We start from the raw sequence: 26,339 nt of genomic DNA, 5'->3' as shown, positions 1-26,339 counted from the left end.
CGGCCGGATCGGCGCATGGGCGCTCATCACGTCGATCGCGCCGCCGACCGGTACGGTTGGGAACGTGACCGGCCGCATCGCTATCGATGACACTGCCCCGTTCATCCCCGGAGGCCGGCCCGCCAAGGCCGTCGTCGGCGAGGTGTTCCCGGTGCGCGCGGTGGTGTGGAGTGAAGGACACGCGGCCGTCGCCGCCACGCTCGCGGTGCGCGGACCCGGCTCCTCCCGCACCACCCGCATCCGGATGACGCCGGACTACGAACCCGACGTCTTCAACGCCACTTTCACCCCGAACGCCCCGGGCACCTGGACCTTCCGCATCGAGGGCTGGCGCGATCCGATCGCCACCTGGCGCGCCGCGGTGGAGGCGAAACTGGCGGTCGGCCAGAGCGCTGCCGACCTGGCCAACGATCTGGAAACGGGCGCCCGCCTCTTCGATCGGGCCGCCCAGGCGGTGCCGAAGAAGCAGTTCGAGCGGTTGCGCGCGGTCGCCGCCGCACTGCGCAGCGATGACCAGCTACCGGCCCGGGTGGCGCCCGCGTTCACCGACGAGGTCGCCGAGATCCTGCGCGTGACGCCGTTGCGCGACCTGGTGACCCGCGGCCCGCAGCACACCGTGCTGGTCGAGCGGCAGCGCGCGCTCTACGGCGCATGGTACGAATTCTTCCCCCGCTCCACCGGCGGCCGCGACGCCGACGGCAAGCCCGTGCACGGCAGCTTCGCCACCGCCGCCAAGGACCTGCCGCGCATCGCCGGCATGGGTTTCGACGTGGTCTACCTGCCGCCGATCCACCCCATCGGCGAGGTCAACCGCAAGGGCCGCAACAACTCGCTGACCGCCGAGCCCGGCGATGTCGGCTCGCCGTGGGCCATCGGTTCGGCGGCGGGCGGGCACGACAGCATCCATCCGGAGCTGGGCACCGAGGACGATTTCGCCGAGTTCGTCGCCGCCGCCGAACGGCTCGGCCTCGAAGTGGCGCTCGACCTGGCGCTGCAATGCGCCCCGGACCACCCGTGGGTCCGCGAGCACCCGGAGTGGTTCACCACGCTGCCCGACGGCACCATCGCCTACGCGGAGAATCCGCCGAAGAAATACCAGGACATCTACCCGGTCGACTTCGACAACGACCCCGACGGCCTCTACGCCGAAGTGCTGCGCGTGGTGCGGCATTGGATCGGGTTGGGCGTGAAGATCTTCCGCGTCGACAACCCGCACACCAAACCGGCCGACTTCTGGGAGTGGCTGATCACCACGGTCCGGCGCACCGACCCCGATGTGGTGTTCCTGTCCGAGGCGTTCACCCGGCCGGCCCGGCTGTACGGGCTGGCGCGCCGCGGATTCAGCCAGTCCTACACCTATTTCACCTGGCGGGTGAACAAATGGGAGCTCACCGAATTCGGCCTGGAATTAGCCGCCAAGGCCGACGAGGCCCGCCCCAACCTCTTCGTCAACACCCCCGACATCCTGCACGAGAGCCTGCAACACGGCGGGCCGGGCATGTTCGCCATCCGCGCCGCCCTCGCCGCCACCCTCGCCCCCACCTGGGGCGTGTACTCCGGTTTCGAACTGTTCGAGCACCAGGCGGTGCGCCCGGGTAGCGAGGAGTACCTGGATTCGGAGAAGTACGAGCTGCGCCCGCGCCCCTTCGCCGAGGCGCTGGCCCGCGGCGAATCACTGGAACCCTGGCTGACCAGGCTCAACGAGATCCGCCGCGCCCATCCCGCGCTGCGTCAGCTGCGCTGCCTGCACTTCCACCACGTCGACAACGACGCCCTGCTCGCGTACTCGAAATTCGATCCGGCCACCGGCGACGCCGTCCTCGTTGTGGTGAACCTCAACCCGTTCGCCGCCGAACAGGGCATGCTCTCGCTGGACCTGCCCGCCATCGGCCGCGAATGGCACGACCACCCGGTGGTCTACGACGAGGTCAGCGGCGAGGAATACCACTGGGCGCAGACCAACTACGTGCGGCTGGACCCCACCAGGGCCGTCGCGCACATCCTCGCGCTACCGCCGATCCCGCAGGCTGCGCGCACCGAACTGGCCTACCGCAGGAGCTTCTGATGAGCGGGGCCCGGCGGTGAAGCGCCGCGACCTGATGCTGCTCGCGGCGGGCACCCACCCCGACCCGCACACCGTCCTCGGTGCCCACCCGCACCCGGACGGCACCGTCGTCCGGGTCCTGCGCCCGCACGCCGACACCGTGACCGCGCGCGTCGGCGACGAGGAGCACCGGCTCGATTCGCTCGGCCACGGCGTGTTCGCCGGTGTGCTGCCGTATCCGGAGCTGATGGACTACCGGATCGTCACCACCTATCCGGGCGGGCAGACCGTCATCGGGGCCGACGGCTACCGGTTCCTGCCGACCCTCGGCGAACTCGACCTGCACCTGATCGGCGAAGGCAACCACCAGCGGCTGTGGGAGGTGCTCGGCGCGCATCCACGCCGCTACACCACCCTCGACGGTGAGGTCCACGGCACCTCGTTCGCGGTGTGGGCGCCCAACGCGCGCGGCGTCAGCGTGATGGGCGATTTCGACGGCTGGAGCGGGGCCGGCACACCCCTGCGGTCGCTGGGCAGCTCCGGTGTCTGGGAGGTGTTCGTGCCCGGCGTCGGGCCCGGGACCCGATACAAATACCGGGTGCACGGCGCGGACGGACGCATCGTCGACCACGCCGACCCATTCGCCTTCGCCACCGAGGTCCCACCCGCGACGGCGTCGGTGATCACCGAATCGCAGCACGTGTGGACCGACGACGCCTGGCTCGCCGACCGCACCACCACCGAACCGGCCCGGGCACCGCTGAGCGTCTACGAAGTGCACCTCGGCTCCTGGCGGCCCGGTCTCGGCTACCGCGAACTCGCCCGGCAGCTGGCCGAATACGTGCGGGCGGCCGGCTTCACCCATATCGAACTGCTGCCCGTCGCCGAACATCCCTTCGGCGGATCCTGGGGCTATCAGGTCACCTCGTACTACGCGCCCACCTCGCGCTTCGGCACACCCGACGACTTCCGCGCCTTCGTCGACCATCTGCACGGCCAGGGCATCGGCGTGCTGCTCGACTGGGTGCCCGCGCATTTCCCGCGCGACGAATGGGCACTGGCCCGCTTCGACGGCACCCCGCTCTACGAACACCCCGACCCGCGCCGCGGCGAACAACCCGACTGGGGCACCTACGTCTTCGACTTCGGCCGCAACGAGGTCCGCAACTTCCTCATCGCCAACGCCCGCTACTGGATCGAGGAATTCCACATCGACGGCCTGCGGGTCGACGCCGTCGCCTCCATGCTCTACCTCGACTACTCCCGCCCCGACGGCGAATGGGAACCCAATGTGCACGGCGGCCGGGAAAACCTCGAGGCCGTCGACTTCCTCACCGAACTCAACGACCGCATCCACAGCGAACACCCGGGCGTGCTCACCATCGCCGAGGAATCCACCACCTGGCCCGGCGTCACCCGCGCCACCGAGGTCGGCGGGCTCGGGTTCTCCATGAAATGGAATATGGGCTGGATGCACGACACCCTGGGCTACCTGGGGCGCGACCCGATCCACCGGTCCTGGCACCACAACGAGATCACCTTCTCGCTGATGTACGCCTGGAGCGAGAACTACGTGCTGCCGATCAGCCACGACGAAGTGGTGCACGGCAAGGGCACGCTGTGGACGCGGATGCCCGGCGACGATTACGCCAAAGCCGCAGGCGTGCGCGCCCTGCTGGCCTACATGTGGGCCCACCCCGGTAAACAACTGCTGTTCATGGGCCAGGAGTTCGGTCAGTTCCGGGAATGGTCACACGATCGCGGGCTGGACTGGCATGAGCTGGACAACCCGCTGCACCAGGGCGTGCAGCGGGTCGTGCGCGACCTCAACGCCGTCTACCGGGCCCGTCCGGCGCTCTGGTCGCAGGACACCACCCCAGGCGGGCATTCCTGGATCGAAGCCGACGACCGCGAGCACAATGTGCTGGCTTTCCTGCGCTACGGCAGCGACGGCTCCGTCATCGCCTGCGTCTACAACTTCTCCGGCTCGGCGTACGACAAGTACCGCATCGGCCTGCCCACCGCCGGCCGCTGGACCGAGATCCTCAATACCGACGCCGTCGAATACGGCGGGTCCGGGATGGGGAACCTCGGCGCGGTCGTGGCGGATGAGCAGCCGTGGCACGGGCGACCGGCGTCGGCGGTACTGGCGTTGGCGCCGTCGAGTGCGGTGTGGCTGGCGGCGGATTCCTCGTAGCCGACGACGGCACCGAAACAAAAAACGCCCGCACTCCACCAGGAGTGCGGGCGTTCGAGTCGCTTGTGCCGTTCACGGCTCTCCGCCGCAGCGGCGGACCGATCGCGCTCAGTACAGCGCGGCCGCCAGCTTGCGACGCGCCGCCACCACGAACGGTTCGGCTTGGTCGAACAGCTCGAACAACTCCAGCAGCCGGGTGCGGACCTTGGTGCGGTCGTCGCCCGCGGTCCGCTTGACGACGCCGATCAGCCGATCGAAGGCCGCCTCCGGGCGCTGGTGGAACAGTTCGATGTCGGCGGCGTCGAGCTGGGCGTCGACATTGCCCGGGTCGGCGTCGGCGGTGGCGATCACCGAATCCGGCAGCTGCTGGGCGCGAGCCAGGAAGCGGACCTGCCGCACCGCGGCCTTGGCCTCGGCGTTGTTCGGCTCGGCCGCCAGAATCGACTCGTACGCCGATTCCGCACCGGCCAGATCACCCTGCTCCAGCAGGGCTTCGGCGGTCGCGAAGCGCGGGTCCTCGGCGGGCTGGGGCTGCCCGGCCGGGCCGCCTTCCAGCTTGCCCGCGACCGCGTCCACCACGGCGGCCAGCCACTGGCGCACCTGCGGCTCCGGCTGCACACCCTGGAAATCGGCCAGCGGCTGCCCGCCGGCGACCGCGATCACCGTCGGGATGCCCTGCACCCCGAACGCCTGCACGATCCGCATATTGCTCTCGGCCTCGACGGTCGCCAGGTCCCAGCTGCCATCGCCGTCACCGGCCAGCCGCTCCAGCAGCTGCACCAATTCGACGCTGCCGGGGCTGCGCTGCGAATACAGCGCCACCACCACCGGCACCTGGGTCGAACGCCGAAGCACCTTGGTTTCGAAGTCGGCCTCGGTCACCGCGTATCCGCCTTCGGGGCCCGCACCCGCGGGCGGCTGCTTCAGGCTGGACAGATCCACCGCACCGGACATGGCGGCGGCGACGGCTGGCGAAGGACGACGAGCGGATGGTCGAGTCACGACGTCCAGTTTGTCACGAAGAGACGCGTGCGGGTGCCGGGGCGTCGCTCGCAGCGCCGGTCTGCTCGAGCTTGCCGGTGCGCACCGCCCAGATCTCGAAGATCACCGTGCAGAACGGCGGAATGCTGGAGGCCAGCGCCAGCACGGTGGTCTTCCAGTTCCAGTTCAGCTCACGCGAGGCCAGCAGCGCGCTCAGCACGAACAGGATGAAGATGCCGCCGTGCACCGGGCCGAAGATCTTCACGCCGATCTCGTTGCCCGGGTCGGGGATGTACTTGAACGCCATGCCGATCAGCAGGCCGGCCCACGACACCGCCTCGAGGATGGCGAAGAACCGGAACCTGCCCGCGACGGTACGCAGATCGTAAGAACCCATGGCCCCCATTGTGCCGCATGCACTACGACGGGTCGTAGTTGAACCGGTCACAAACGATGCTGCCGGACGCAGTCCGCCCATAGACCGCGCATGGCCGGAGCGAATGCGGAGGTACGCACAGAACGGACACGCGGCTTCGAGGCCCGTAATCGAACAGCGCCGGCGCACCCTCGGGCACGCCGGCGCATCCGGACGAACTACACCTTGATGATCAGCGCGTCACCCTGACCACCGCCACCGCACAGCGCGGCCGCACCCACGCCACCACCGCGGCGCTTCAGCTCCAGCGCCAGGTGCAGCACGATGCGCGCACCGGACATGCCCAGCGGGTGACCGATGGCGATGGCGCCACCGTTGACGTTCACCTTCTCCGGATCGATGCCCAGCTTGCGGGTGGAGGCGATACCGACCGCGGCGAACGCCTCGTTGATCTCCACCAGATCCAGCTCCGACGGCTCGATGCCCTGCTTGGCGCACGCCTTGGCGATGGCGTTGGCGGGCTGATCCTGCAAGGTCGAATCCGGACCGGCCACCACGCCCGCGGCGCCGATCTCGGCGATCCAGCTCAGCCCCAGCTCCTCGGCCTTGGTCTTGCTCATCACCACGACCGCGGCGGCGCCGTCGGAGATCTGCGAGGCCGAACCGGCGGTGATGGTGCCGTCCTTGCGGAACGCCGGGCGCAGCTTGGCCAGCGATTCGGCGGTGGTGTCGGCGCGGATGCCCTCGTCCTCGGTGATCATGATCGGATCGCCCTTGCGCTGCGGCACCGCCACCGGGACGACCTCGTCGTCGAACACGCCGTTCTTCCAGGCCGCGGCCGCGCGCTGGTGCGAGGCCGCCGCGAACGCGTCCTGGTCCTCGCGGCTGATCGTGTCGGCGTCGTTGCGGGTTTCGGTGAGCGCACCCATCGCCTGGTCGGTGAAGATGTCGTGCAGTCCGTCGAAGGCCATGTGGTCGCGCAGGGTCACATCGCCGTACTTGAAGCCCTCGCGGCTCTTCTCCAGCAGATGCGGCGCCTGGCTCATCGACTCCTGGCCACCGGCGACGACGATCTCGTACTCGCCGGCCCGGATCAGCTGATCGGCCAGCGCGATGGCGTTGATGCCGGACAGGCACACCTTGTTCAGCGTCAGCGCGGGCACATCCATCGGGATGCCGCCGGCGACGGCCGCCTGCCGGGCCGGGATCTGGCCCGCACCCGCGGTGAGCACCTGTCCCATGATCACGTAGTCGACCTGGTCACCACGCACACCGGCCTTCTCCAGCGCCGCCTTGATGGCGAAACCGCCGAGATCCGACCCGCTGAAGCCCTTCAACCCGCCGAGCAGGCGGCCGACCGGGGTACGCGCACCGGACACGATCACGGAGTTGGTCACGACGAGCCTCGCCTTCTCAGTTCACTGCATTCGTGGATCAGCGTCTGCCCGCGCGCGAGCGGCGCCGACAGCCTCGTACTCAACGGTAGCGGGTCCGGCCGCGACGGCCCCGCGCAGGTACGCGCTACGTTCGAAGCGTGAGCACTGCAACCGACTCGAACGAATTCATCCCCGCGGACTACGTGGTCGCCGTCGACCACGTCGGCATCGCGGTGCCCGACCTCGACGCCGCCGTCGCCTGGTACACCACCAATCTCGGCATGGTGGAAACCCACCGCGAGGTCAACGAGGCACAGGGCGTGCAGGAGGCCATGCTGTCGTGCCCGGCGGCCGCCGACGACGCGACTGCCTTGCAGTTGCTGGCCCCGCTGGACGAGACCTCCACCATCGCCAAGTTCATCGAGCGCAGCGGTCCCGGCCTGCAGCAGCTGGCCTACCGGGTCACCGATATCGAGGCGGTTTCCGCACATCTGCGCAGCCGCGGCCTGCGTTTGCTCTACGACGCCCCGCGCGCCGGAACCGCCGGGTCCAGCATCAATTTCGTGCATCCGAAGGATGCTGGTGGTGTGCTGGTGGAGTTGGTGGAGCCGAACCCGAATGTTACGCACTAGTACCAAGATCGGGCGGGAAGATCTCGTTGCGATGACATTCGCAGTCGACTCACCATGCACCCGGATCAGGCTGTAGTTTGTTGGCCATGTCGTCACCTGAGTCCGATCGCAATCGCTTCGTTGCACTGCCCTTCACCGTTGTGCGCAAGGGTTATGCGCAAGACGAGGTGCGTAACTATTTCGACCGCTTCGATGCCGAACTGAGGGTCACCGCTACCGATCGTGACGCGGCCGCCGCGCAGGCTCGTAACCTTGCGAGCCAGCTCGAGGACGCGCGCGACGAGATCGATGAGCTCCGCAAGGAGGTCGACCGGCTGTCCGTGCCGCCGACCACCGCGGAAGGCATGAGCGACCGTATTTCTCGCATGCTGCGACTGGCCTCCGACGAGGCGTCCGAGGTCCGCGCCCTGGCGCAGGCCGAGGCCGCGGAAATGGTGTCGATCGCCGAGCAGCAGGCCACCGAGATGCGTGGCAAGTACGAGTCGCTGCTCGCCGAGACCAAGGAAAAGCGCGAAGCGCTCGAAATCGAGTTCGAGCAAACGCTGGCGAACGCGCGCACCGAAGCAGCCAAGATCATCGAAGCCGCCCAGGCCGAAGCCGACCGCATCGGCAAGGAGGCCGAGGCCAAGCGCAAGGCCACCCAGCAGGACTTCGAAGTCACCATGGCCGAGCGCCGCACCAAGCTCACCCGCGCCATGGAAGAGCTCGAGGCCACCAGCCGCGCCGAGGCCGCGCAGCGGATCAAGGACGCCACCGACGAGGCCAACCGCCTCATCACCTCCGCCACCCAGACCAGCGAGCGCAAGATCGCGCACGCCAAGGAACTGGCCGAAGAGATGCGCGTGCTGCGCGGGCGGGTGCTCGCCCAGCTGCTCGGCATCCGTGGCCAGCTGGATTCGGTTCCGGCGATGCTGGCCGCGGTCAACCGGGAGAGCGAACTGCTCGACGGTGTGCCCGACCAGCAGCGCAAGTCGATCAGCGGCAACAACACCAAGTCCGTCACGGGTTCGCGCACCAAGGCCATCCCCGAGGTCACGAACGAAGAAGACGACGTGGTCGACGAAGAGCGTGAGAACGCCGAGATCAGCAACTAACTGATTTCGGGCCCGCGCGGCGACAGAACACCATCAGCACCGAAGGCCGCCCCCATGGGGGCGGCCTTCCTCGTATGTGTGGCCTGGTCGGCCCCGGGCGGGGGCGATGTGCTGACTGCTCAACCCACCGCGACCACCACCTTGCCGAACGCCGCGCCCGAACGCAGGTGGTCGTAGGCGGCCGCAGCCTCGTCGAAACCGAACTCACGGTCGATCACCGGACGCAGCCGGTGCTCGGTGATCGTACGATTCATCGCCTCGAAGTCGGCCCGGCTGCCCACTGCGATCCGTCGTATCGACAGGTATGACGAACCGAAGGGGTTGACCGGCAGCCTGGTTCCCGGTTCCGGCATCATCGCGCCGATCATCGTCACCGTCGCGTTGTAGGCGCCGGCCCGAACCGACTGCTCCAGAGTCGGCAGCCCGACGGCGTCGACAATGTGCTCGACACCGTGCCCGCCGGTCATGGCGAGTACGGCCTCGCCCCAGGCCGGCGTGACGTTCCGGTCGAGCACCGTGTCCGCCCCGAGTGCACGCAGTCGCTGTGCCTTGGCCGGATTCGAGGTGATTGCGATGACCTCGGCGCCCAGAATCTTCGCGAACTGGATCGTGAACAGCGCGACCGCGCCGCTGCCGACCGTGAGGACCCGATCGCCCGGAACCACCGGCGCCGCAGTGGTGAGCGCCGACCAGGCCACCAGACCTGCGCAGCTCAGCGTGGCCGCCTCGGCGTCGGTCAAATGCTCGGGCACGTGCACGACCGAATCCTCTTCCACCGTCGCGTACGTGGCGAGGAAGCCATCGCGGTTGGCGCCGTACTGTTCGGCCGCCAGCGCCGGAGTCTGCGGCCCGTCGACCCAATGCACGAAGTAGCTCGCGGTGACCCGATCACCGAGCGCGGCGCGGGTGACACCTTCGCCCAGCGCGATCACCTCACCGACGCCGTCGCACAACGGAATGGTGTCCGGCGTGAGCGGCAGCGGATAGGTGCTGTCGAGCAGCATCAGGTCACGCCGGTTCAGCGAGGCCGCGCGGACCCGGACGACCACTTGGTGTGGGCCGGGTTCAGGCCGCCGCTGGGCGCCTACGGTGAGGCCGTGCCGCGGATCCGCCCGATAGGCCAGGGCATTCACCGCGACCCCTCGATGAACTGGTGATCGGAGACGATCCGGCCGTCGGCATCGAGTGCGAGCAGATCGAAACCACCGCCCTGGGGCGTACCGTCGTCGCGGCGGTTCATCGTCCAGGCGACGCCGACGGTGTTCGCCGGCAGTTCGACAGCGGGTCCGGCCGCGGCGAAGACGTATTCGCCGCTGGCGAGGAACATTTCATACGCTCGAGTGACCCGGCGGTCGAGCGCGTCGTAGCCGTGCACGCCGAGCGGTGGCGCGGGGATCGCCAGTTCGGCAGCGGCCTTGCGGGCTTCGGCCGGGGGGTCGACCAGGACCTGCATGCCGTCGACGGCGAACAGCTCTTCGATCCGGGTTCGGCGAGCGGTGGGCTCGGCTTCGTTCCAGAGGGCTACATAACGGGTAGCGATGTCATCGGTGCTCATGGCGGCAAACTCTGCCGAGGCGAACGCCGTACCGCGATTCCCCGCGGGGAATGACACCGCCCGCGTTCGCGCACCTCGATTCATACCCTGGCGGGAATGGCGCGCGGTGCCCGCACCGGGTTGACTCGCACCATGACTACCGCGCAGACCGCCGCATTCGGCCCCCAATTGCGGCATTGGCGCACGCTGCGCCGGGTCAGCCAGCTCGAACTGGCGATTCGCGCCGAGACGAGTCAGCGCTACGTGAGCTTCCTCGAGCAGGGGCGGTCCCAGCCGGGCCGCACCATGGTCGTCCGCCTTGCCGAATCCCTCGAGCTGCCCCTGCGGGATCGCAACAACCTGCTGCTGTCCGCAGGTTTCGCGCCGGTGTTCCCGGAAAGCGATCTGGCCGCACCCGAGTTGGCGCCGATCCGCGAGGCGCTGGCCGCGGTCCTCGATGGGCACCTGCCCTACCCGGCGCTCGTCGCACGCCCACGCGGCGAGCTGGTCACCGCCAACGCCGCGTTCGACCTGTTCACCGAGGGCGTCGCCGACCACCTGCTACGCGCACCGATCAATGTCCTGCGGTTGGCCCTGCACCCCGACGGCGTCGCACCCCGCGTCATCAACCTGCCGGAATGGGGCAGGCATATCGTCGACTCCTTGCGCAGCCGCGCGGCCCGCACCCCCGACCCCGCTGTCGAGGCCCTGATCACGGAACTGTCGGGCTACCTGCCCGCCGCCACCCCCGGCCCCGGCCATCTCGGCTTCGCCGTCCCACTGCACCTGCGCAGCGTGGATGGCGAGCTGCGCCTGATCACCACGCTCACCTCGTTCGCCACCGCCACCGACGTCACCGTCGCCGAACTCCAGCTCGAGGCCTTCCTGCCCGCCGACGAGCAGACCGCGCACATCCTGCGTCTGCGCGCGGCACGGCGTTGAGCGCGATCGGTCGCTTCAGGACCAGCGCCGCGTGATGCCTCGCGTCCGCCTGCCGTTCCAGCAGCCGCGATGCCAGTGCCTGCGGTCGTCCTCGCCGCCATAGGCCGGCCACGCGACGATATGCGCGACACCGGGCATGATCTCGTGGTCGCACCCCGGACACCGATACGTCTTCACCGCGCGCGTACCAGGGATGGTGCGCACCACGTACATCTCGTCGCCGGGCCCGGGTTCGGTACGCCCGAACACATCGCCCAGCGGGCGCTCGGACGGCGCATCCGTCCGGCGCGCTGGACGCGGTTTACGGCGAGGCATGGTTCCAGCTTAGAAGAGCCGGAACTCGTTGCTCTCCGTGCCGCGCAGGGCATCGTAATCCAGCGTCAGGCATCGGATTCCACGGTCCTCGGCGAGCGTGCGGGCCTGCGGCTTGATCTGTTGCGCCGCGAACACCCCCGCGACCGGAGCCAGCAGCGGATCTCGGTTGAGCAGTTCGAGGTAGCGGGTGAGCTGTTCGACGCCGTCGATCTCCCCGCGCCGCTTGATCTCCACCGCGACCGTCGCGCCGTCGGCGTCGCGGCACAGCAGATCCACCGGTCCGATCGCCGTCATGTACTCGCGCCGGATCAGCGTGTAACCGGGGCCGAGGGTCTGCACGTGCTCGGCCAGCAGCTCCTGAAGATGAGCCTCCACACCGTCTTTCACCAGACCGGGGTCCACCCCGAGCTCATGCTTGGAATCGTGCTCGATCTCCTCGACGGTGATCCGCAGCTCCTCGCCGGCCTTGTTGGTGACCACCCACAGCGCAGCCGCCCCGTCGCCGTTGCGCTCCTCCATCCAGCACGGCGGACTCATCCAGTTCAACGGCTTGTAGGACCCGCCGTCCGAATGCACCAGCACCGACCCGTCCGCCTTCATCAGCAACAGCCTCTTGGCCATCGGCAGATGAGCGGTGAGCCGACCGACGTAGTCGACCTGACAGCGAGCAATCACGAGGCGCACCGGGACGAGTGTAGGGGGCGCGCTCGGTGCCGATCGAACGGGCTCGGTGCCCGGTCAGTTCGGCAGCGCGAAGCAGTAGGTCGCGTTCTCTTCCTTGTGGACGAAGTGGAACTTGCCGATCAGGATCATGTCCATCCGGCGTCCGGCGTCCTCGGTGGGCGTCTCACAGACCTCGGTGTCCTGCACTCCACGGACAATGCGGTCGAACCGCGCGGAACCGTCGGTGCACGCCGGGTCATAGGTGTAATCACGGATCGATGCCTGGTAGCAGTGTCCGATGATCACGTTGGGCGCGGCGCACGAATGTGCGGTGACGATGTCACCGTGATGCTTGCCGGTCGTGATGATCAGGCTCTGGATGTCGGTGCACTGGACCTCCCGATCGGTGTCGGTGACGATCTCCGACGCCACGATCTTCTTCGTCGCAGCAGGATTCGCACAGTCCAGCGCTGGGATGGCCTCGTGCATGACATCACCGCCGTGATGGTCGATGCAGGTGCCGACCGCAGGATACGCCAGCGGCCCGGAATCCTCCGACTCGGCAGCCATGGACGATACAAACAGGCGCAGCCCGATCAGCGCTCCACCCAGCACGACGACCACACCGATCGCCGAGATGATCAACCACTTCGGCGTGCGGCTCGGAGCGTATCCGGGCGCCATCCCATACCCCGGCGGCGGTGCCGAGTGGACCGGCGGCGGAGCCGAATATCCGTACGGCGCAGCCGCATACGGCGCCACCGGCGGGACGGCAGGGTACCCGGCACCCGGGGCCGCAGGCGGAACGCCGTACGGCGGCGATGGGTGTCCATATGCGGGCGCGGCAGGCGGATGATTCACGCCAGGTGCCGGATTCACAACGACCGTCGCACCCGGATCGCTCCCCGGCTGATTCGGCTGCTGCCCGGAACCGGCATCGGCCGGACTCGCCGGCGGTTCCTTCGACAGTCCGATCGGACGCCCATTCTTACTACCGTCATACGGGTTCGACACGAATCCCCCTTGCTCGAGCCGGCTCGAATTCGCTGGCCCCGCAACCCTATCGATAAACCACGAAAACGACGAAAGCCCCCGACCGTGGTCGGGGGCTTTCGCGAAAGGATGTTCCGGCGGTGTCCTACTCTCCCACACCCTGTCGAGTGCAGTACCATCGGCGCAGGTGGCCTTAGCTTCCGGGTTCGGAATGGGACCGGGCGTTTCCCCACCGCTATAGCCGCCGTAACTCTATGAAACTGTCACACCGTGACGGACCAAGGGTTTTCGAGGGCCTGGCCCTCGAGCACCCGATCCGGAGAGAAAACCTCTCTCCTCCCGGGGGGTTCGGGGGCATCGCCCCCGGGAAACCCAACCCCGATCCCTCGGGGTTTGAAAGGGGCGCAGCCCCTTTCACCTGGATCACACGGTTCGTGTGTTGTTTCAGATACTGCACAGTGGACGCGTAGCTTCTTTGTTGGTAAGTCCTCGGCCTATTAGTACCAGTCACCTCCACCCGTTACCGGGCTTCCAGTTCTGGCCTATCAACCCCATGGTCTGTAGGGGGCCTTAACCCATCGAGTGGGTGAGAAACCTCATCTTGGAACAGGCTTCCCGCTTAGATGCTTTCAGCGGTTATCCCTTCCGAACGTAGCCAACCAGCAGTGCCCTTGGCAGGACAACTGGCACACCAGAGGTTCGTCCGTCCCGGTCCTCTCGTACTAGGGACAGCCTTCCTCAAGTTTCTGACGCGCGCGGCGGATAGAGACCGAACTGTCTCACGACGTTCTAAACCCAGCTCGCGTGCCGCTTTAATGGGCGAACAGCCCAACCCTTGGGACCTACTCCAGCCCCAGGATGCGACGAGCCGACATCGAGGTGCCAAACCATCCCGTCGATATGGACTCTTGGGGAAGATCAGCCTGTTATCCCCGGGGTACCTTTTATCCGTTGAGCGACACCGCTTCCACATGCCGGTGCCGGATCACTAGTCCCGACTTTCGTCCCTGCTCGACATGTCTGTCTCACAGTCAAGCTCCCTTGTGCACTTGCACTCGACACCTGATTGCCAACCAGGCTGAGGGAACCTTTGGGCGCCTCCGTTACATTTTGGGAGGCAACCGCCCCAGTTAAACTACCCACCAGGCACTGTCCCTGAACCAGATCATGGTCCGAGGTTAGAGGTCCAATACGATCAGAGTGGTATTTCAACGACGACTCCACGAACACTGGCGTGCCCGCTTCACAGTCTCCCACCTATCCTACACAAACCGTACCGAACACCAATACCAAGCTATAGTGAAGGTCCCGGGGTCTTTTCGTCCTGCCGCGCGTAACGAGCATCTTTACTCGTAATGCAATTTCGCCGAGTCTGTGGTTGAGACAGCAGAGAAGTCGTTACGCCATTCGTGCAGGTCGGAACTTACCCGACAAGGAATTTCGCTACCTTAGGATGGTTATAGTTACCACCGCCGTTTACCGGGGCTTAAATTCTCAGCTTCGCAACCCGAAGGTCGCTAACCGGTCCTCTTAACCTTCCGGCACCGGGCAGGCGTCAGTCCGTATACATCGTCTTACGACTTCGCACGGACCTGTGTTTTTAGTAAACAGTCGCTTCTCTCTGGTCTCTGCGACCACCCCCAGCTCACGGAGTAAATCCGGTCACCAGGCGTGGTCCCCCTTCTCCCGAAGTTACGGGGGCATTTTGCCGAGTTCCTTAACCACAGTTCTCTCGATCGCCTCAGTATTCTCTACCTGACCACCTGTGTCGGTTTGGGGTACGGGCCGTGTACCAACTCACTAGAGGCTTTTCTCGGCAGCATAGGATCACTGAATTCGCCTCAATCGGCTACGCATCACCTCTCAGGCCATATGTTGTGCGGATTTGCCTACACAACGCCCTACAGGCTTACACCAGTACAACCACTGACTGGCCCAGCTACCTTCCTGCGTCACCCCATCGCTTGCCTACTACCAGCGAAGGTCCCATGCAGCCCCTTCAGGTTCTCCGAAGAGAATCCGTCCGGATTTGGATGGTTAGTACCACTGATTCAGCATGGGCGCGGATACACGGGTACGGGAATATCAACCCGTTGTCCATCGACTACGCCTGTCGGCCTCGCCTTAGGTCCCGACTCACCCTGGGCGGATTAACCTGGCCCAGGAACCCTTGGTCATTCGGCGGACGAGTTTCTCACTCGTCTTTCGCTACTCATGCCTGCATTCTCACTCGCACAGCCTCCACAACTGGTTCACACCGCTGCTTCCCTGGCTGTACGACGCTCCCCTACCCACCCCAACCACTGCACCATCCCCCGCAGGAGATGATGGATGTCATGTTGGAGTGCCGCGGCTTCGGCGGTGTACTTGAGCCCCGCTACATTGTCGGCGCAGAATCACTTGACCAGTGAGCTATTACGCACTCTTTCAAGGGTGGCTGCTTCTAAGCCAACCTCCTGGTTGTCTTCGCGACTCCACATCCTTTTCCACTTAGTACACGCTTAGGGGCCTTAGCCGGCGATCTGGGCTGTTTCCCTCTCGACTACGAAGCTTATCCCCCGCAGTCTCACTGCCACGCTCTCACACACCGGCATTCGGAGTTTGGCTGACTTCGGTAAGCTTGTGGGCCCCCTAGGCCATCCAGTAGCTCTACCTCCGGCGTGAAACACGTGACGCTGCACCTAAATGCATTTCGGGGAGAACCAGCTATCACGGAGTTTGATTGGCCTTTCACCCCTACCCACAGCTCATCCCCTCAGTTTTCAACCTAAGTGGGTTCGGGCCTCCACGACGTCTTACCGTCGCTTCACCCTGGCCATGGGTAGATCACTCCGCTTCGGGTCTAGAACACGCGACTCAAACGCCCTATTCGGACTCGCTTTCGCTACGGCTACCCCACCACGGGTTAACCTCGCCACATGCCACTAACTCGCAGGCTCATTCTTCAAAAGGCACGCCATCACCCCCAGCAGCAAGCTGCTCGAAGGCTCTGACGGATTGTAAGCGCACGGTTTCAGGTACTATTTCACTCCCCTCCCGGGGTACTTTTCACCTTTCCCTCACGGTACTAGTCCGCTATCGGTCACCAGGGAGTATTCAGGCTTACCGGGTGGTCCCGGCAGATTCACAGCAGATTTCACGGGCCCGCTGCTACTCGGGAACTCACTACAACAGAGCACGTGTTTTCGCTTACCGGACTCTCACCGTCTATGGTTGGCCGTCCCAGACCAATTCAGCTAACACGAACTTTTCTGACTGTTGCTCGCCACGGCAGTAACGAGAAAATGAGCCCCACAACCCCGCATAGACAACGCCTGCCGGCTATCACATCTACACGGTTTAGCCTCTTCCGCTTTCGCTCGCCACTACTCACGGAATCACTATTGTTTTCTCTTCCTGTGGGTACTGAGATGTTTCACTTCCCCACGTTCCCTCCACACGCCCTATACATTCAGGCGCGGGTAACACGACATCACTCGTGCTGGGTTTCCCCATTCGGACATCCTCGGATCTCAGCTCGGTTGACAGCTCCCCGAGGCTTATCGCAGCCTCCTACGTCCTTCATCGGCTCCTGGTGCCAAGGCATCCACCGTACGCTCTTACACACTTACTAACAAAGATGCTCGCGTCCACTGTGCAGTTCTCAAACAACACACAAAACCTTCTCACTACTGCGGCACCAGCCAGAGAACCTCTGCGGTATGTCCGCGAAGAAGATTTCGTCGTTTTTTGCCTGGAAAGAACGTCTGTTCTTTCAGGACCCAACAGTGTGTCGATATATCCTCACCGCCGACCACAGGGGATCGAGCGTTGATGCGAGGAGGTTGTCAGCGTTCCACCCATGAGCTTCCGCAGTTCCACGATTGGGAACTAAACGGTCTCTGCCACAACCACATTCACCTGTGTGAAGCGTCGTGGAGATGTGCTCCTTAGAAAGGAGGTGATCCAGCCGCACCTTCCGGTACGGCTACCTTGTTACGACTTCGTCCCAATCGCCGATCCCACCTTCGACGGCTCCCTCCCACAAGGGGTTAGGCCACCGGCTTCGGGTGTTACCGACTTTCATGACGTGACGGGCGGTGTGTACAAGGCCCGGGAACGTATTCACCGCAGCGTTGCTGATCTGCGATTACTAGCGACTCCAACTTCACGGGGTCGAGTTGCAGACCCCGATCCGAACTGAGACCGGCTTTAAGGGATTCGCTCCACCTCACGGTATCGCAGCCCTCTGTACCGGCCATTGTAGCATGTGTGAAGCCCTGGACATAAGGGGCATGATGACTTGACGTCGTCCCCACCTTCCTCCGAGTTGACCCCGGCAGTCTCTCACGAGTCCCCGCCATTACGCGCTGGCAACATAAGATAAGGGTTGCGCTCGTTGCGGGACTTAACCCAACATCTCACGACACGAGCTGACGACAGCCATGCACCACCTGTACACCGACCACAAGGGGGCCTACATCTCTGCAGGTTTCCGGTGTATGTCAAACCCAGGTAAGGTTCTTCGCGTTGCATCGAATTAATCCACATGCTCCGCCGCTTGTGCGGGCCCCCGTCAATTCCTTTGAGTTTTAGCCTTGCGGCCGTACTCCCCAGGCGGGGTACTTAATGCGTTAGCTACGGCACGGATCCCGTGGAAGGAAACCCACACCTAGTACCCACCGTTTACGGCGTGGACTACCAGGGTATCTAATCCTGTTCGCTACCCACGCTTTCGCTTCTCAGCGTCAGTTACTTCCCAGAGACCCGCCTTCGCCACCGGTGTTCCTCCTGATATCTGCGCATTTCACCGCTACACCAGGAATTCCAGTCTCCCCTGAAGTACTCAAGCCTGCCCGTATCGACCGCAAGCTTGGGGTTGAGCCCCAAGTTTTCACGATCGACGCGACAAGCCGCCTACAAGCTCTTTACGCCCAGTAATTCCGGACAACGCTCGCACCCTACGTATTACCGCGGCTGCTGGCACGTAGTTGGCCGGTGCTTCTTCTACAGGTACCGTCACTTGCGCTTCGTCCCTGTCGAAAGAGGTTTACAACCCGAAGGCCGTCATCCCTCACGCGGCGTCGCTGCATCAGGCTTTCGCCCATTGTGCAATATTCCCCACTGCTGCCTCCCGTAGGAGTCTGGGCCGTGTCTCAGTCCCAGTGTGGCCGGTCGCCCTCTCAGGCCGGCTACCCGTCGTCGCCTTGGTAGGCCATTACCCCACCAACAAGCTGATAGGCCGCGGGCCCATCTCGCACCGATAAATCTTTCCACCAAACACCATGCGATGTAAGGTCATATCCGGTATTAGACCCAGTTTCCCAGGCTTATCCCAGAGTGCGAGGCAGATCACCCACGTGTTACTCACCCGTTCGCCGCTCGTGTACCCCGAAGGGCCTTACCGCTCGACTTGCATGTGTTAAGCACGCCGCCAGCGTTCGTCCTGAGCCAGGATCAAACTCTCCGTTGAAGACTCTCGAAACACCCGAAGGTGAATCAGAAATATCTCACTAGAGTCCGAAAACCTAGCAAACAAAACGCCAGCAAAAATGTTTGCTGACTAAATGTCCGACCCACAACACACGGGGGTATGAGGGGCCGGAACCAATAAAATATTGGCACTGACATTCATCGACACACTATTGAGTTCTCAAAGAACACACGCACACACATCCACACCAGAATCTTGCTGGAGCTTCCGTGAGGCAACTTTTACAGCTTAGCTCGACCACTCACCCGAAGCAAATCGGGGTACTCGGTCCAGCCAGTGTGATCGTCAGGCGCTCCTCGTCCTACCTCGTTTCCCTGGCCGCACGCTCAGCGTTTCCGCTCAGCTCCTGGGCCCCGGGTCGGTGTCCGTGTCGCTCTGACTTGGATAAAGTTACGTTGCTCTATTTGCAATGTCAAATCGCCTGGTCAGAAAGGGTTTTCAGCGCGGTTTCGCGCACCGTTCCCGCTTCCGTTGCCCGACCGACGATCTGGAGCCGGTCATTCCGCTGCGCCGACCCGCACCACTTGACCGCCCAGCGCCTGGAGCTGCTCGACGAAATTCGGATAACCGCGGTCGATATGGAAGACGTCGTGCACCTCGGTCGTACCGTCGGCGACCAGACCGGCCAGCACCAGTCCGGCGCCGGCGCGGATGTCGGAGGACCACACCGGCGCACTGGACAACCGCGGGATTCCGCGGACGACCGCGTGATGGCCGTCGGTGCGGGCGTCGGCGCCCAGCCGGATCATCTCCTCCACGAAGCGGAATCGCGCTTCGAAGATGTTCTCGGTGATCATCGAGGTGCCGTCGGAGATGGCCGCGAGGCCGATCGCCATGGGCTGCAGGTCGGTGGGGAAACCGGGGAACGGCAGGGTGGAGAAGTTCACCGCACGCGGACGCTCCGGCTGCACGACACGGAAACCCTCGGGTTCGAAGGAGATCCGGGCGCCGGCCGACCGCAGTTTGTCCAGCACCAGCGACAGATGCTTCGGGTTCACCCCGGTGACGCGCACATCGCCCATGGTCATCGCCGCGGCGATGCCCCAGGTGGCCGCGACGATGCGGTCGCCGATCACCCGGTGGGTGGTGGGCGAGAGCCGCTCGACGCCCTCGATGGTGAGCACCGAGGTGCCCGCGCCGCTGATCCGGGCACCCATCTGCACCAGCATGTTGCACAGGTCGACGATGTCCGGCTCGCGCGCGGCATTGTCGATGACGGTCTCCCCCTCGGCCAGCACCGCGGCCATGAGGATGTTCTCGGTGGCACCGACGGACGGGAAGTCGAGCCGGATCCGGGCGCCCTGGAGCTCGTCGGCGCGGGCCACCACGCATCCGTGCTCGATCTCGCTGGTAGCGCCGAGCAGGCGCAGACCGGCCTGATGCATATCCAGCGGCCGGGAGCCGATCGCATCGCCGCCGGGCAGCGCGACGACCGCGCGCTTGCACCGCGCCATCAGCGGCCCGAGCACACAGACCGAGGCACGGAACTGGGTGACGGCCGGGAAATCGGCGTGATACTTCGGTTCGGCGGGGGTGTCGATGGTGACGACCGACCCCTCGATCGTCACATCGCAGCCCAGGCCACGCAGCACGTCCGCCATCAACGGGACGTCGAGGATGTCGGGGCAGTTGGTGATGGTTGTGGTGCCCTCGGCCAGCAGGGCCGCGGCCATCAACTTGAGGACGCTGTTCTTGGCGCCCCCGACCGCGACCTCACCGACGAGCCGATTGCCGCCAGTTACCAGAAAACGTTCCATGCCGCCTCTCCGCGTCTTCGGCGCACCACTGAGTGCAAGGATAATGCTCTACCGGCTCCCGGCGATCGGCCACCGAGCAGTGAACTAGTCGCTTTCCGCGGACTCGGCGCCCCCACCGGGCTGCCACAGCACATCGCCACCGGGATTGGCCACCCGGCCGAGGATGAACAACAGGTCCGACAGCCGATTCAGGTACCGAGCGGGCAGCGTACCGGTGTCGTCGGGGTGGGCCTCGACCGCCGCCCAGGCCGAGCGCTCGGCGCGGCGGACCACGGTGCGGGCCACATGCAACTGCGCGGCCAGCGGGGTGCCGCCGGGCAGGATGAAGGAGTTGAGCGGGGCCAGGCCCTCGTTGAACTCGTCGCACCAGGATTCCAGCCGGTCGATATAGGGCTGGGTGATGCGCAGCGGCGGATATTTCGGCGCCTCGACGATCGGCGTGGACAGATCCGCGCCCGCGTCGAACAGATCGTTCTGCACCTGACGCAGCACCTCCCGGATCCGCGTCGGCGGCTCCCCCACCGCGAGGGCGACGCCGATCGCGGCGTTGGCCTCATCGCAGTCGGCGTAGGCGATCAACCGCGGATCGGTCTTGGCCACGCGGGAGAAATCGCTCAGCCCGGTGGTCCCGTCATCCCCGGTCCGGGTGTAGATCCGGGTCAGGTGCACACTCACACGACCACCTTAAACGCTGGCCCGCCGCACCCGGCGAGCGCTGTCAATGCCCGCGCAGCCGGCGCGCGCGATCGGAAGGCCGCGACTCCACCCATGACAAAAAGGCAGCCAGCGAGCCGCGGTCCAGCGCCAACTCGTAGCTGCCTTGTTTATCCGAGACCGCGATTACCGCGATCTCATCGGTCATGATGTCGTACTCGTCGCCGCGCGGGCCGCGCCGCTCGCCGACCTCGATACCGCGCCGGTGGATCACCGAATCCGGACCGAGCTTGAGGCTCGACAGCTTGAAGAACACCAGCCGGTCGCCGTCGTAGCGGATCAGGCCGTGCCGCCAGCGCTCACCGCCGCGGGCCGGGAGTACCCGCAGGATCGCGGCCGTGCCGCCGCGGCGCAACATCACCAGGCGATAGGTGGAGGCCAGGGCGAGGGCGACCAGCAGGCATACCAGAATGATCAGAAGAACCATCCCGGTCTGCAATGCCGTCCATCCCTTCGTTCACGGAACGATCGAACCCCCACCCCGGTCGACCGAACCCGGTCATTCAATCACGGACTCGAGTTTACAAACGGGGCGGGCTTGTCGGCGAACATATCGCCCCCGTCACCCGATCGGCCGCTGCGGCCACCGAAACGACACTGCCGGCGGCGAGATCGCCACCGGCAGTGTTGTATTCGATTGTGTTGTGCCGCTTGGACGCTCACCGCGTCCGGGCGTCAGGCGTGCGCGTTCTGCTCGACCGCGCGCACCCGGCCCTGCGCCACCCGCTTGTCTTCGTCGGAAGCCGTCGCTTCGGCGAGCACCCGGCGGGCCGCTTCGATATCGACCTCGCCGGCGAACTCGGCGGACTCGGCCAGCACCCGGACCGAGTCGGCGGTGACCGAGAAGAACCCGCCGTGCACCGCCGCGACGATGCGCTGACCGTCGGTATCGACGATGGTCACCGTGCCGCCCTCGACCAGCTGGCCGAGCAGCGGCTCATGGCCTGCCATGATGCCGATCTGGCCTTCGGTGGTCTGCGCGCTGACGAACGACGCCCGGCCGGACCAGAGCAGCCGTTCGACGGCGACGAGATCAACTGACATATCGGCCATCGGTGACTACTTTCCGGCGATCTTCTTGGCGGCCGCCTCGACGTCGTCGAGACCACCGCAGGAGTTGAACGCCTGCTCCGGGTAGTGGTCGAACTCGCCCTTGCACACGCGGTCGAAGTCGTCGATGGTCTGCTCCAGCGGAACCACCGAACCGGGCTGACCGGTGAACTTCTCGGCGACGATGAAGTTCTGACCCAGGAACTTCTCCAGGCGACGGGCGCGGCCGACGAGGACCTTGTCCTCTTCGGAGAGCTCGTCCATACCGAGGATGGCGATGATGTCCTGCAGTTCCTTGTACTTCTGCAGGATGCGCTTGACCTCGTTGGCCACCGCGAAGTGCCGCTCACCGACGATCGAGGCCTCGAGAATACGAGAGGTCGAGGTCAGCGGGTCGACGGCCGGGTAGATGCCCTTCTGCGAGATCGGGCGGGAAAGCTCGGTCGTCGCGTCCAGGTGGGCGAAGGTGGTCGCCGGCGCCGGGTCGGTGTAGTCGTCGGCGGGAACGTAGATCGCCTGCAGCGAGGTGATCGAACGACCACGGGTCGAGGTGATGCGCTCCTGGAGCTCACCCATCTCGTCGGCCAGCGTCGGCTGGTAACCCACGGCGGAAGGCATACGACCCAGCAGGGTCGAGACCTCGGAACCGGCCTGGGTGAACCGGAAGATGTTGTCGATGAACAGCAGCACGTCCTGGTGCTGCACGTCGCGGAAGTACTCGGCCATGGTCAGGGCCGAGAGGGCGACGCGCATACGGGTGCCCGGCGGCTCGTCCATCTGGCCGAAGACCAGGGCGGTGTCCTGGAGGACGCCCATCTCTTCCATTTCCAGGCGCAGGTCGGTGCCCTCACGGGTGCGCTCACCGACGCCGGCGAACACCGACGTACCGGAGAACTCACGCGCGATACGGGTGATCATCTCCTGGATCAGAACGGTCTTACCGACACCGGCACCACCGAACAGACCGATCTTGCCGCCCTTGACGTACGGGGTCAGCAGGTCGAGGACCTTGACACCGGTCTCCAGGATCTCGGTCTTACCCTCGAGCTGGTCGAAGCTCGGCGGCTTGCGGTGGATGCCCCAGTTCTCGCCGTCGCGGCCCAGGCCCGGGCTGTCGAGGCAGTCACCGAGGGCGTTGAACACGTGCCCCTTGACGACGTCGCCGACCGGCACCGAGATCGGCTTGCCGGTGTCGGTGACGTCGGCGCCACGGACCAGGCCGTCGGTGGGCTGCATCGAGATGGTGCGCACGATGTTGTCACCGAGGTGCTGGGCGACCTCGAGGGTCAGGGTCTTGGCCACCGAGGACAGGGTGATCTCGGCGTGCAGAGCGTTGAACAGCTCGGGGATGGCACCACGCGGGAACTCGACGTCCACGACGGGGCCGATGACCCGGATGACGCGGCCTACAGCAGCGCCGGTCCGGCTCGAGTTGTCTTGTGTGACAGCTGCGGTCATTTGGATTGGTTCTCTTCCTGCGCTTTTAGTCGCGGTCCGAGCTCGACGCCAGCGCGTTCACGCCGCCGACGATTTCGCTGATTTCCTGCGTGATCTGGGCCTGACGCACCGAGTTGGCTTCGCGCTGCAGCACGCTGGCCAATTCGTTGGCGTTATCGGTGGCCGCCTTCATTGCGGTGCGCCGAGCCGCGGACTCGGATGCCGCTGCCTCGAGCAACGACGCGTAGATACGCGTATTGACGTACTTCGGCAGCAGGGCCGCCAGCAGCACATCGGCGTCGGGCTCGAATTCGTACTGCGCCTGCGGTTCGGCGGTGGCCGAATCGCTGAACGAGTCCTCGCCCATGTCGAAGTTCTCGTCGACGAAGCTCACCTGGATCGGCGCCAGCCGGCGCACCTCAGGGGTCTGGGTCAACATCGACACGAAACGCGTGTACACGATGTGCAGTTCGTCGACACCCGAGATATCGCCGGTCCCGTTGGGATGCGGCACGGTACCGTCGGCGCCCGCCATGAAGGCGTCGACCAGGTGGCGGCAGGCCGCCGAAGCATCGGTGTACTTCGGCTGCTGCGAGAAGCCGGTCCAGGCCGACACGAACGGGCGGTTGCGGAAGGTGTAGTACGTGAGGCCCTTGTTGCCCATCACGTACAGCACCGGCTCCTTGCCCTCGCCGCGCAGGGTGGTCATCAGTTCCTCGGCGCGCTTGAGCACGTTCGAGTTGTAGCCACCACACATGCCGCTGTCACTGGTGATCACCAGCACCGCGGCCCGGCGTGCGTTGGCACGCTCGGTCAGCAACGGATGCGACAGGTTCTTCGACGCGCTCGCCAGCTCGCCGAGGACCTTGGTGATCTCCTCCGCGTATGGCTTGGCGGCCGCGACCCTGGCCTGGGCCTTGGAGATGCGCGAGGTCGCGATCAGCTCCTGGGCCTTGGTGATCTTCTTGATCGAATTCACACCACGAATGCGGGAGCGCAATTCACGCAAACTTGCCATCGGTCACACTCCCTTCATTCGCCAGAAGAATCGAATAACGCATTGGTCGTCGCCCGACTTACTTCTCGACGTGCTTGCGGGTGACCGACAGCGACTCGACCTCTTCGTGGTCCAGCTCGCCGGCGGCGGCCTCGTTCACCACACGGCTGCCGTCGGAAGCGAGGAAGCCCTGCTTGAACTTGTCGGTGGCCGCCTTGATCTGCTCGGCCGCGTCGCCGTCGAGCGGCTTGGCGCCACCCTGCAGCGCGTCGAAGGCCTCGGGGACGCTGCGGTGCAGGTCCTCGAGCAGCTCGCTGTTGAAGCGGCGGATGTCGGCGACCGGAACCGAGTCGTAGTAGCCGGCGTCGACCAGGTAGATCGAGACGATCTGATCCTCGACCGCGACCGGGGAGTACTGGTCCTGCTTGAGCAGCTCGACCCAGCGGGCACCGCGCTCGAGCTGAGCCAGCGAGGCCGCGTCCAGGTCGGAGGCGAAGGCGGAGAACGCCTCCAGCTCGCGGTACTGCGCCATTTCCAGACGCAGCGAACCGGCGACCTTCTTCATGGCCTTGGTCTGGGCGGCGCCACCGACACGGGAGACCGAGGTACCGACGTTGATCGCCGGGCGGACACCCTTGTTGAACAGGTCGGACTCGAGGAAGACCTGGCCGTCGGTGATGGAGATGACGTTGGTCGGGATGAACGCCGAGACGTCGTTGGCCTTGGTCTCGATGATCGGCAGACCGGTCATCGAACCCGCACCCATCTCGTCGGACAGCTTCGCGCAACGCTCCAGCAGACGCGAGTGCAGGTAGAAGACGTCACCGGGGTAGGCCTCGCGGCCCGGCGGGCGACGCAGCAGCAGCGAGATGGCGCGGTAGGCCTCGGCCTGCTTGGTCAGGTCGTCGAACACGATCAGCACGTGCTTGCCCTGGTACATCCAGTGCTGGCCGATGGCCGAGCCGGTGTAGGGGGCCAGCCACTTGAAGCCGGCGGAGTCGGAGGCCGGGGCCGCGACGATGGTGGTGTACTCCATCGCGCCGTGCTCCTCCAGCGCGGCCTTCACGCCCGCGATGGTGGAACCCTTCTGGCCGATGGCGACGTAGATGCAGCGCATCTGCTTCTTGGGGTCGCCGGACTCCCAGTTCGCCTTCTGGTTCAGGATCGCGTCGATGCAGACCGCGGTCTTGCCGGTCTTGCGGTCACCGATGACCAGCTGACGCTGGCCACGGCCGATCGCGGTCAGGGCGTCGATGGCGGTGATGCCGGTGGCCATCGGCTCCTCGACCGGCTGGCGCTCCAGCACGGTCGCGGCCTGCAGCTCGAGCACACGGCGCTCGTCGGCCTCGATCTCACCGAGGCCGTCGATCGGCTGACCGAGCGGGTTGACCACGCGGCCGAGGAACTTGTCGCCGACCGGGACCGAGAGCACGTCGCCGGTGCGGCGGACCTGCTGGCCCTCTTCGATATCGGCGAACTCGCCGAGGATGACCGCACCGATCTCGCGGTCCTCGAGGTTCAGCGCCACACCGAGCACGCCGCCCGGGAACTCGAGCAGCTCGTTGGCCATTGCCGAGGGCAGGCCGGAGACGTGCGCGATGCCGTCACTGGTATCGGTGACCACACCGACTTCTTCGATGGAGGTCTCGGGGGTGTAGCTCTGGGTGTAGCTCTCGATCGCGCTACGGATCTCGTCGGAGGAGATCGTCAGCTCCGCCATGTTCTTCCTGCTCTCGCTGTCTGGTCTCGAATGTCGGGGGGTGT

Annotated in this window: 20 protein-coding genes and 3 rRNA genes; 5 read left to right on the top strand and 18 right to left on the bottom strand. The window is 65.4% G+C overall.

Translation table 11 applies throughout. The features are described 5' to 3' along the window. The first annotated feature begins 64 nt into the window (after positions 1 to 64). Positions 65 to 2,065 (top strand): alpha-1,4-glucan--maltose-1-phosphate maltosyltransferase, encoded by a 2,001-nt coding sequence (locus tag NOCYR_RS05835; RefSeq protein ID WP_014349428.1) that lies wholly within the window; start codon positions 65 to 67, stop codon positions 2,063 to 2,065. Positions 2,066 to 2,099: 34 nt separating this feature from the next. Further along, positions 2,100 to 4,241 carry a 1,4-alpha-glucan branching protein GlgB gene (gene glgB / locus NOCYR_RS05830; protein ID WP_048833940.1) on the top strand — a complete coding sequence of 714 codons (2,142 nt, stop codon included), beginning with the start codon at positions 2,100 to 2,102 and terminating at the stop codon, positions 4,239 to 4,241. Positions 4,242 to 4,349: 108 nt separating this feature from the next. On the opposite strand, the gene NOCYR_RS05825 is transcribed toward glgB, so the two are convergent. The 3 genes from NOCYR_RS05825 to NOCYR_RS05815 form a co-directional block, all read right to left on the bottom strand. Beyond that, on the bottom strand, positions 4,350 to 5,195 hold the full coding sequence (locus NOCYR_RS05825) for a tetratricopeptide repeat protein (protein ID WP_014349426.1): 846 nt from the start codon (positions 5,193 to 5,195) through the stop codon (positions 4,350 to 4,352). 61 nt (positions 5,196 to 5,256) lie between these two features. After that, positions 5,257 to 5,628: a DUF3817 domain-containing protein gene (locus NOCYR_RS05820; RefSeq protein WP_014349425.1), complete on the bottom strand. Its 372-nt coding sequence runs from the start codon at positions 5,626 to 5,628 to the stop codon at positions 5,257 to 5,259. 188 nt (positions 5,629 to 5,816) lie between these two features. After that, the gene (locus NOCYR_RS05815; protein ID WP_014349424.1) at positions 5,817 to 6,995 is read right to left on the bottom strand and encodes an acetyl-CoA C-acetyltransferase; all 1,179 of its coding nucleotides are present in this window, start codon (positions 6,993 to 6,995) and stop codon (positions 5,817 to 5,819) included. Between the two features lie 137 nt (positions 6,996 to 7,132). Between NOCYR_RS05815 and mce the strand changes: the two genes are divergently transcribed. Beyond that, positions 7,133 to 7,606, top strand: coding sequence for a methylmalonyl-CoA epimerase (mce, locus tag NOCYR_RS05810; RefSeq protein ID WP_014349423.1), 474 nt, complete (start codon positions 7,133 to 7,135; stop codon positions 7,604 to 7,606). Between the two features lie 86 nt (positions 7,607 to 7,692). Then, the gene (locus tag NOCYR_RS05805) at positions 7,693 to 8,700 is read left to right on the top strand and encodes a hypothetical protein (protein ID WP_048833939.1); all 1,008 of its coding nucleotides are present in this window, start codon (positions 7,693 to 7,695) and stop codon (positions 8,698 to 8,700) included. 119 nt (positions 8,701 to 8,819) lie between these two features. On the opposite strand, the gene NOCYR_RS05800 is transcribed toward NOCYR_RS05805, so the two are convergent. Both NOCYR_RS05800 and NOCYR_RS05795 read right to left on the bottom strand, forming a co-directional pair. Next, on the bottom strand, positions 8,820 to 9,833 hold the full coding sequence (locus NOCYR_RS05800; RefSeq protein WP_104362014.1) for a zinc-dependent alcohol dehydrogenase family protein: 1,014 nt from the start codon (positions 9,831 to 9,833) through the stop codon (positions 8,820 to 8,822). Next, on the bottom strand, positions 9,830 to 10,255 hold the full coding sequence (locus NOCYR_RS05795; protein WP_014349420.1) for a hypothetical protein: 426 nt from the start codon (positions 10,253 to 10,255) through the stop codon (positions 9,830 to 9,832). The genes NOCYR_RS05800 and NOCYR_RS05795 overlap by 4 nt, the downstream gene beginning before the upstream one ends. A gap of 132 nt (positions 10,256 to 10,387) precedes the next feature. On the opposite strand from NOCYR_RS05795, the gene NOCYR_RS05790 reads away from it, so the two are divergent. After that, positions 10,388 to 11,176, top strand: coding sequence for a helix-turn-helix domain-containing protein (locus NOCYR_RS05790; RefSeq protein WP_048833938.1), 789 nt, complete (start codon positions 10,388 to 10,390; stop codon positions 11,174 to 11,176). 15 nt (positions 11,177 to 11,191) lie between these two features. On the opposite strand, the gene NOCYR_RS05785 is transcribed toward NOCYR_RS05790, so the two are convergent. From NOCYR_RS05785 to atpA, 13 genes are all read right to left on the bottom strand, one after another. Beyond that, the gene (locus NOCYR_RS05785) at positions 11,192 to 11,491 is read right to left on the bottom strand and encodes a hypothetical protein (RefSeq protein WP_014349418.1); all 300 of its coding nucleotides are present in this window, start codon (positions 11,489 to 11,491) and stop codon (positions 11,192 to 11,194) included. Positions 11,492 to 11,500: 9 nt separating this feature from the next. Continuing rightward, positions 11,501 to 12,175 (bottom strand): endonuclease NucS, encoded by a 675-nt coding sequence (nucS, locus tag NOCYR_RS05780; RefSeq protein ID WP_048832920.1) that lies wholly within the window; start codon positions 12,173 to 12,175, stop codon positions 11,501 to 11,503. A 54-nt stretch (positions 12,176 to 12,229) separates the two neighbouring features. After that, the gene (locus tag NOCYR_RS05775) at positions 12,230 to 12,838 is read right to left on the bottom strand and encodes a hypothetical protein (protein ID WP_014349416.1); all 609 of its coding nucleotides are present in this window, start codon (positions 12,836 to 12,838) and stop codon (positions 12,230 to 12,232) included. Positions 12,839 to 13,279: 441 nt separating this feature from the next. Beyond that, positions 13,280 to 13,396: ribosomal RNA gene (gene rrf / locus NOCYR_RS05770) — 5S ribosomal RNA — on the bottom strand. Between the two features lie 228 nt (positions 13,397 to 13,624). Next, a 23S ribosomal RNA gene (locus NOCYR_RS05765) occupies positions 13,625 to 16,760 on the bottom strand. Between the two features lie 320 nt (positions 16,761 to 17,080). Beyond that, positions 17,081 to 18,599, bottom strand: a 16S ribosomal RNA gene (locus tag NOCYR_RS05760). Together the 16S, 23S and 5S rRNA genes form the textbook arrangement of a ribosomal RNA operon. A gap of 518 nt (positions 18,600 to 19,117) precedes the next feature. Then, the gene (murA, locus tag NOCYR_RS05755) at positions 19,118 to 20,377 is read right to left on the bottom strand and encodes a UDP-N-acetylglucosamine 1-carboxyvinyltransferase (protein ID WP_014349415.1); all 1,260 of its coding nucleotides are present in this window, start codon (positions 20,375 to 20,377) and stop codon (positions 19,118 to 19,120) included. Positions 20,378 to 20,461: 84 nt separating this feature from the next. Next, complete coding sequence (locus tag NOCYR_RS05750; protein ID WP_014349414.1) at positions 20,462 to 21,052, bottom strand: cob(I)yrinic acid a,c-diamide adenosyltransferase; 591 nt, start codon at positions 21,050 to 21,052, stop codon at positions 20,462 to 20,464. 43 nt (positions 21,053 to 21,095) lie between these two features. Then, entirely contained in the window at positions 21,096 to 21,518 is a 423-nt protein-coding gene (locus NOCYR_RS05745; protein WP_048833937.1) for a DUF2550 domain-containing protein, read from the bottom strand. Positions 21,519 to 21,766: 248 nt separating this feature from the next. Next, positions 21,767 to 22,144, bottom strand: a complete 378-nt coding sequence (locus NOCYR_RS05740) for a F0F1 ATP synthase subunit epsilon (protein WP_014349412.1) — start codon at positions 22,142 to 22,144, stop codon at positions 21,767 to 21,769. A gap of 6 nt (positions 22,145 to 22,150) precedes the next feature. Then, positions 22,151 to 23,599 (bottom strand): F0F1 ATP synthase subunit beta, encoded by a 1,449-nt coding sequence (gene atpD, locus NOCYR_RS05735; protein ID WP_048832918.1) that lies wholly within the window; start codon positions 23,597 to 23,599, stop codon positions 22,151 to 22,153. Positions 23,600 to 23,624: 25 nt separating this feature from the next. Further along, the gene (locus tag NOCYR_RS05730; RefSeq protein ID WP_048832916.1) at positions 23,625 to 24,596 is read right to left on the bottom strand and encodes a F0F1 ATP synthase subunit gamma; all 972 of its coding nucleotides are present in this window, start codon (positions 24,594 to 24,596) and stop codon (positions 23,625 to 23,627) included. Positions 24,597 to 24,654: 58 nt separating this feature from the next. Continuing rightward, entirely contained in the window at positions 24,655 to 26,295 is a 1,641-nt protein-coding gene (gene atpA / locus NOCYR_RS05725) for a F0F1 ATP synthase subunit alpha (protein WP_014349409.1), read from the bottom strand. Positions 26,296 to 26,339: the final 44 nt, after the last annotated feature.

This window comes from Nocardia cyriacigeorgica GUH-2, from assembly GCF_000284035.1.
In the GTDB taxonomy this organism is placed as follows: domain Bacteria; phylum Actinomycetota; class Actinomycetes; order Mycobacteriales; family Mycobacteriaceae; genus Nocardia; species Nocardia cyriacigeorgica_B.
The sequence above is the reverse complement of the archived record's forward strand: the minus strand, read 5'-3'. Positions and strand labels throughout refer to the sequence as shown.

Coding starts and splice junctions, on each gene's coding strand:
- NOCYR_RS05795 (WP_014349420.1), bottom strand. CDS start 10,255: ATGAGCACCGATGACATCGCTACCCGTTATGTAGCCCTCTGGAACGAA.
- NOCYR_RS05790 (WP_048833938.1), top strand. CDS start 10,388: ATGACTACCGCGCAGACCGCCGCATTCGGCCCCCAATTGCGGCATTGG.
- NOCYR_RS05785 (WP_014349418.1), bottom strand. CDS start 11,491: ATGCCTCGCCGTAAACCGCGTCCAGCGCGCCGGACGGATGCGCCGTCC.
- glgB (WP_048833940.1), top strand. CDS start 2,100: ATGCTGCTCGCGGCGGGCACCCACCCCGACCCGCACACCGTCCTCGGT.
- NOCYR_RS05745 (WP_048833937.1), bottom strand. CDS start 21,518: ATGGTTCTTCTGATCATTCTGGTATGCCTGCTGGTCGCCCTCGCCCTG.
- NOCYR_RS05740 (WP_014349412.1), bottom strand. CDS start 22,144: ATGGCCGATATGTCAGTTGATCTCGTCGCCGTCGAACGGCTGCTCTGG.
- NOCYR_RS05805 (WP_048833939.1), top strand. CDS start 7,693: ATGTCGTCACCTGAGTCCGATCGCAATCGCTTCGTTGCACTGCCCTTC.
- NOCYR_RS05730 (WP_048832916.1), bottom strand. CDS start 24,596: ATGGCAAGTTTGCGTGAATTGCGCTCCCGCATTCGTGGTGTGAATTCG.
- NOCYR_RS05820 (WP_014349425.1), bottom strand. CDS start 5,628: ATGGGGGCCATGGGTTCTTACGATCTGCGTACCGTCGCGGGCAGGTTC.
- NOCYR_RS05775 (WP_014349416.1), bottom strand. CDS start 12,838: ATGGCGCCCGGATACGCTCCGAGCCGCACGCCGAAGTGGTTGATCATC.
- NOCYR_RS05825 (WP_014349426.1), bottom strand. CDS start 5,195: ATGTCCGGTGCGGTGGATCTGTCCAGCCTGAAGCAGCCGCCCGCGGGT.
- atpD (WP_048832918.1), bottom strand. CDS start 23,599: ATGACCGCAGCTGTCACACAAGACAACTCGAGCCGGACCGGCGCTGCT.
- atpA (WP_014349409.1), bottom strand. CDS start 26,295: ATGGCGGAGCTGACGATCTCCTCCGACGAGATCCGTAGCGCGATCGAG.
- murA (WP_014349415.1), bottom strand. CDS start 20,377: ATGGAACGTTTTCTGGTAACTGGCGGCAATCGGCTCGTCGGTGAGGTC.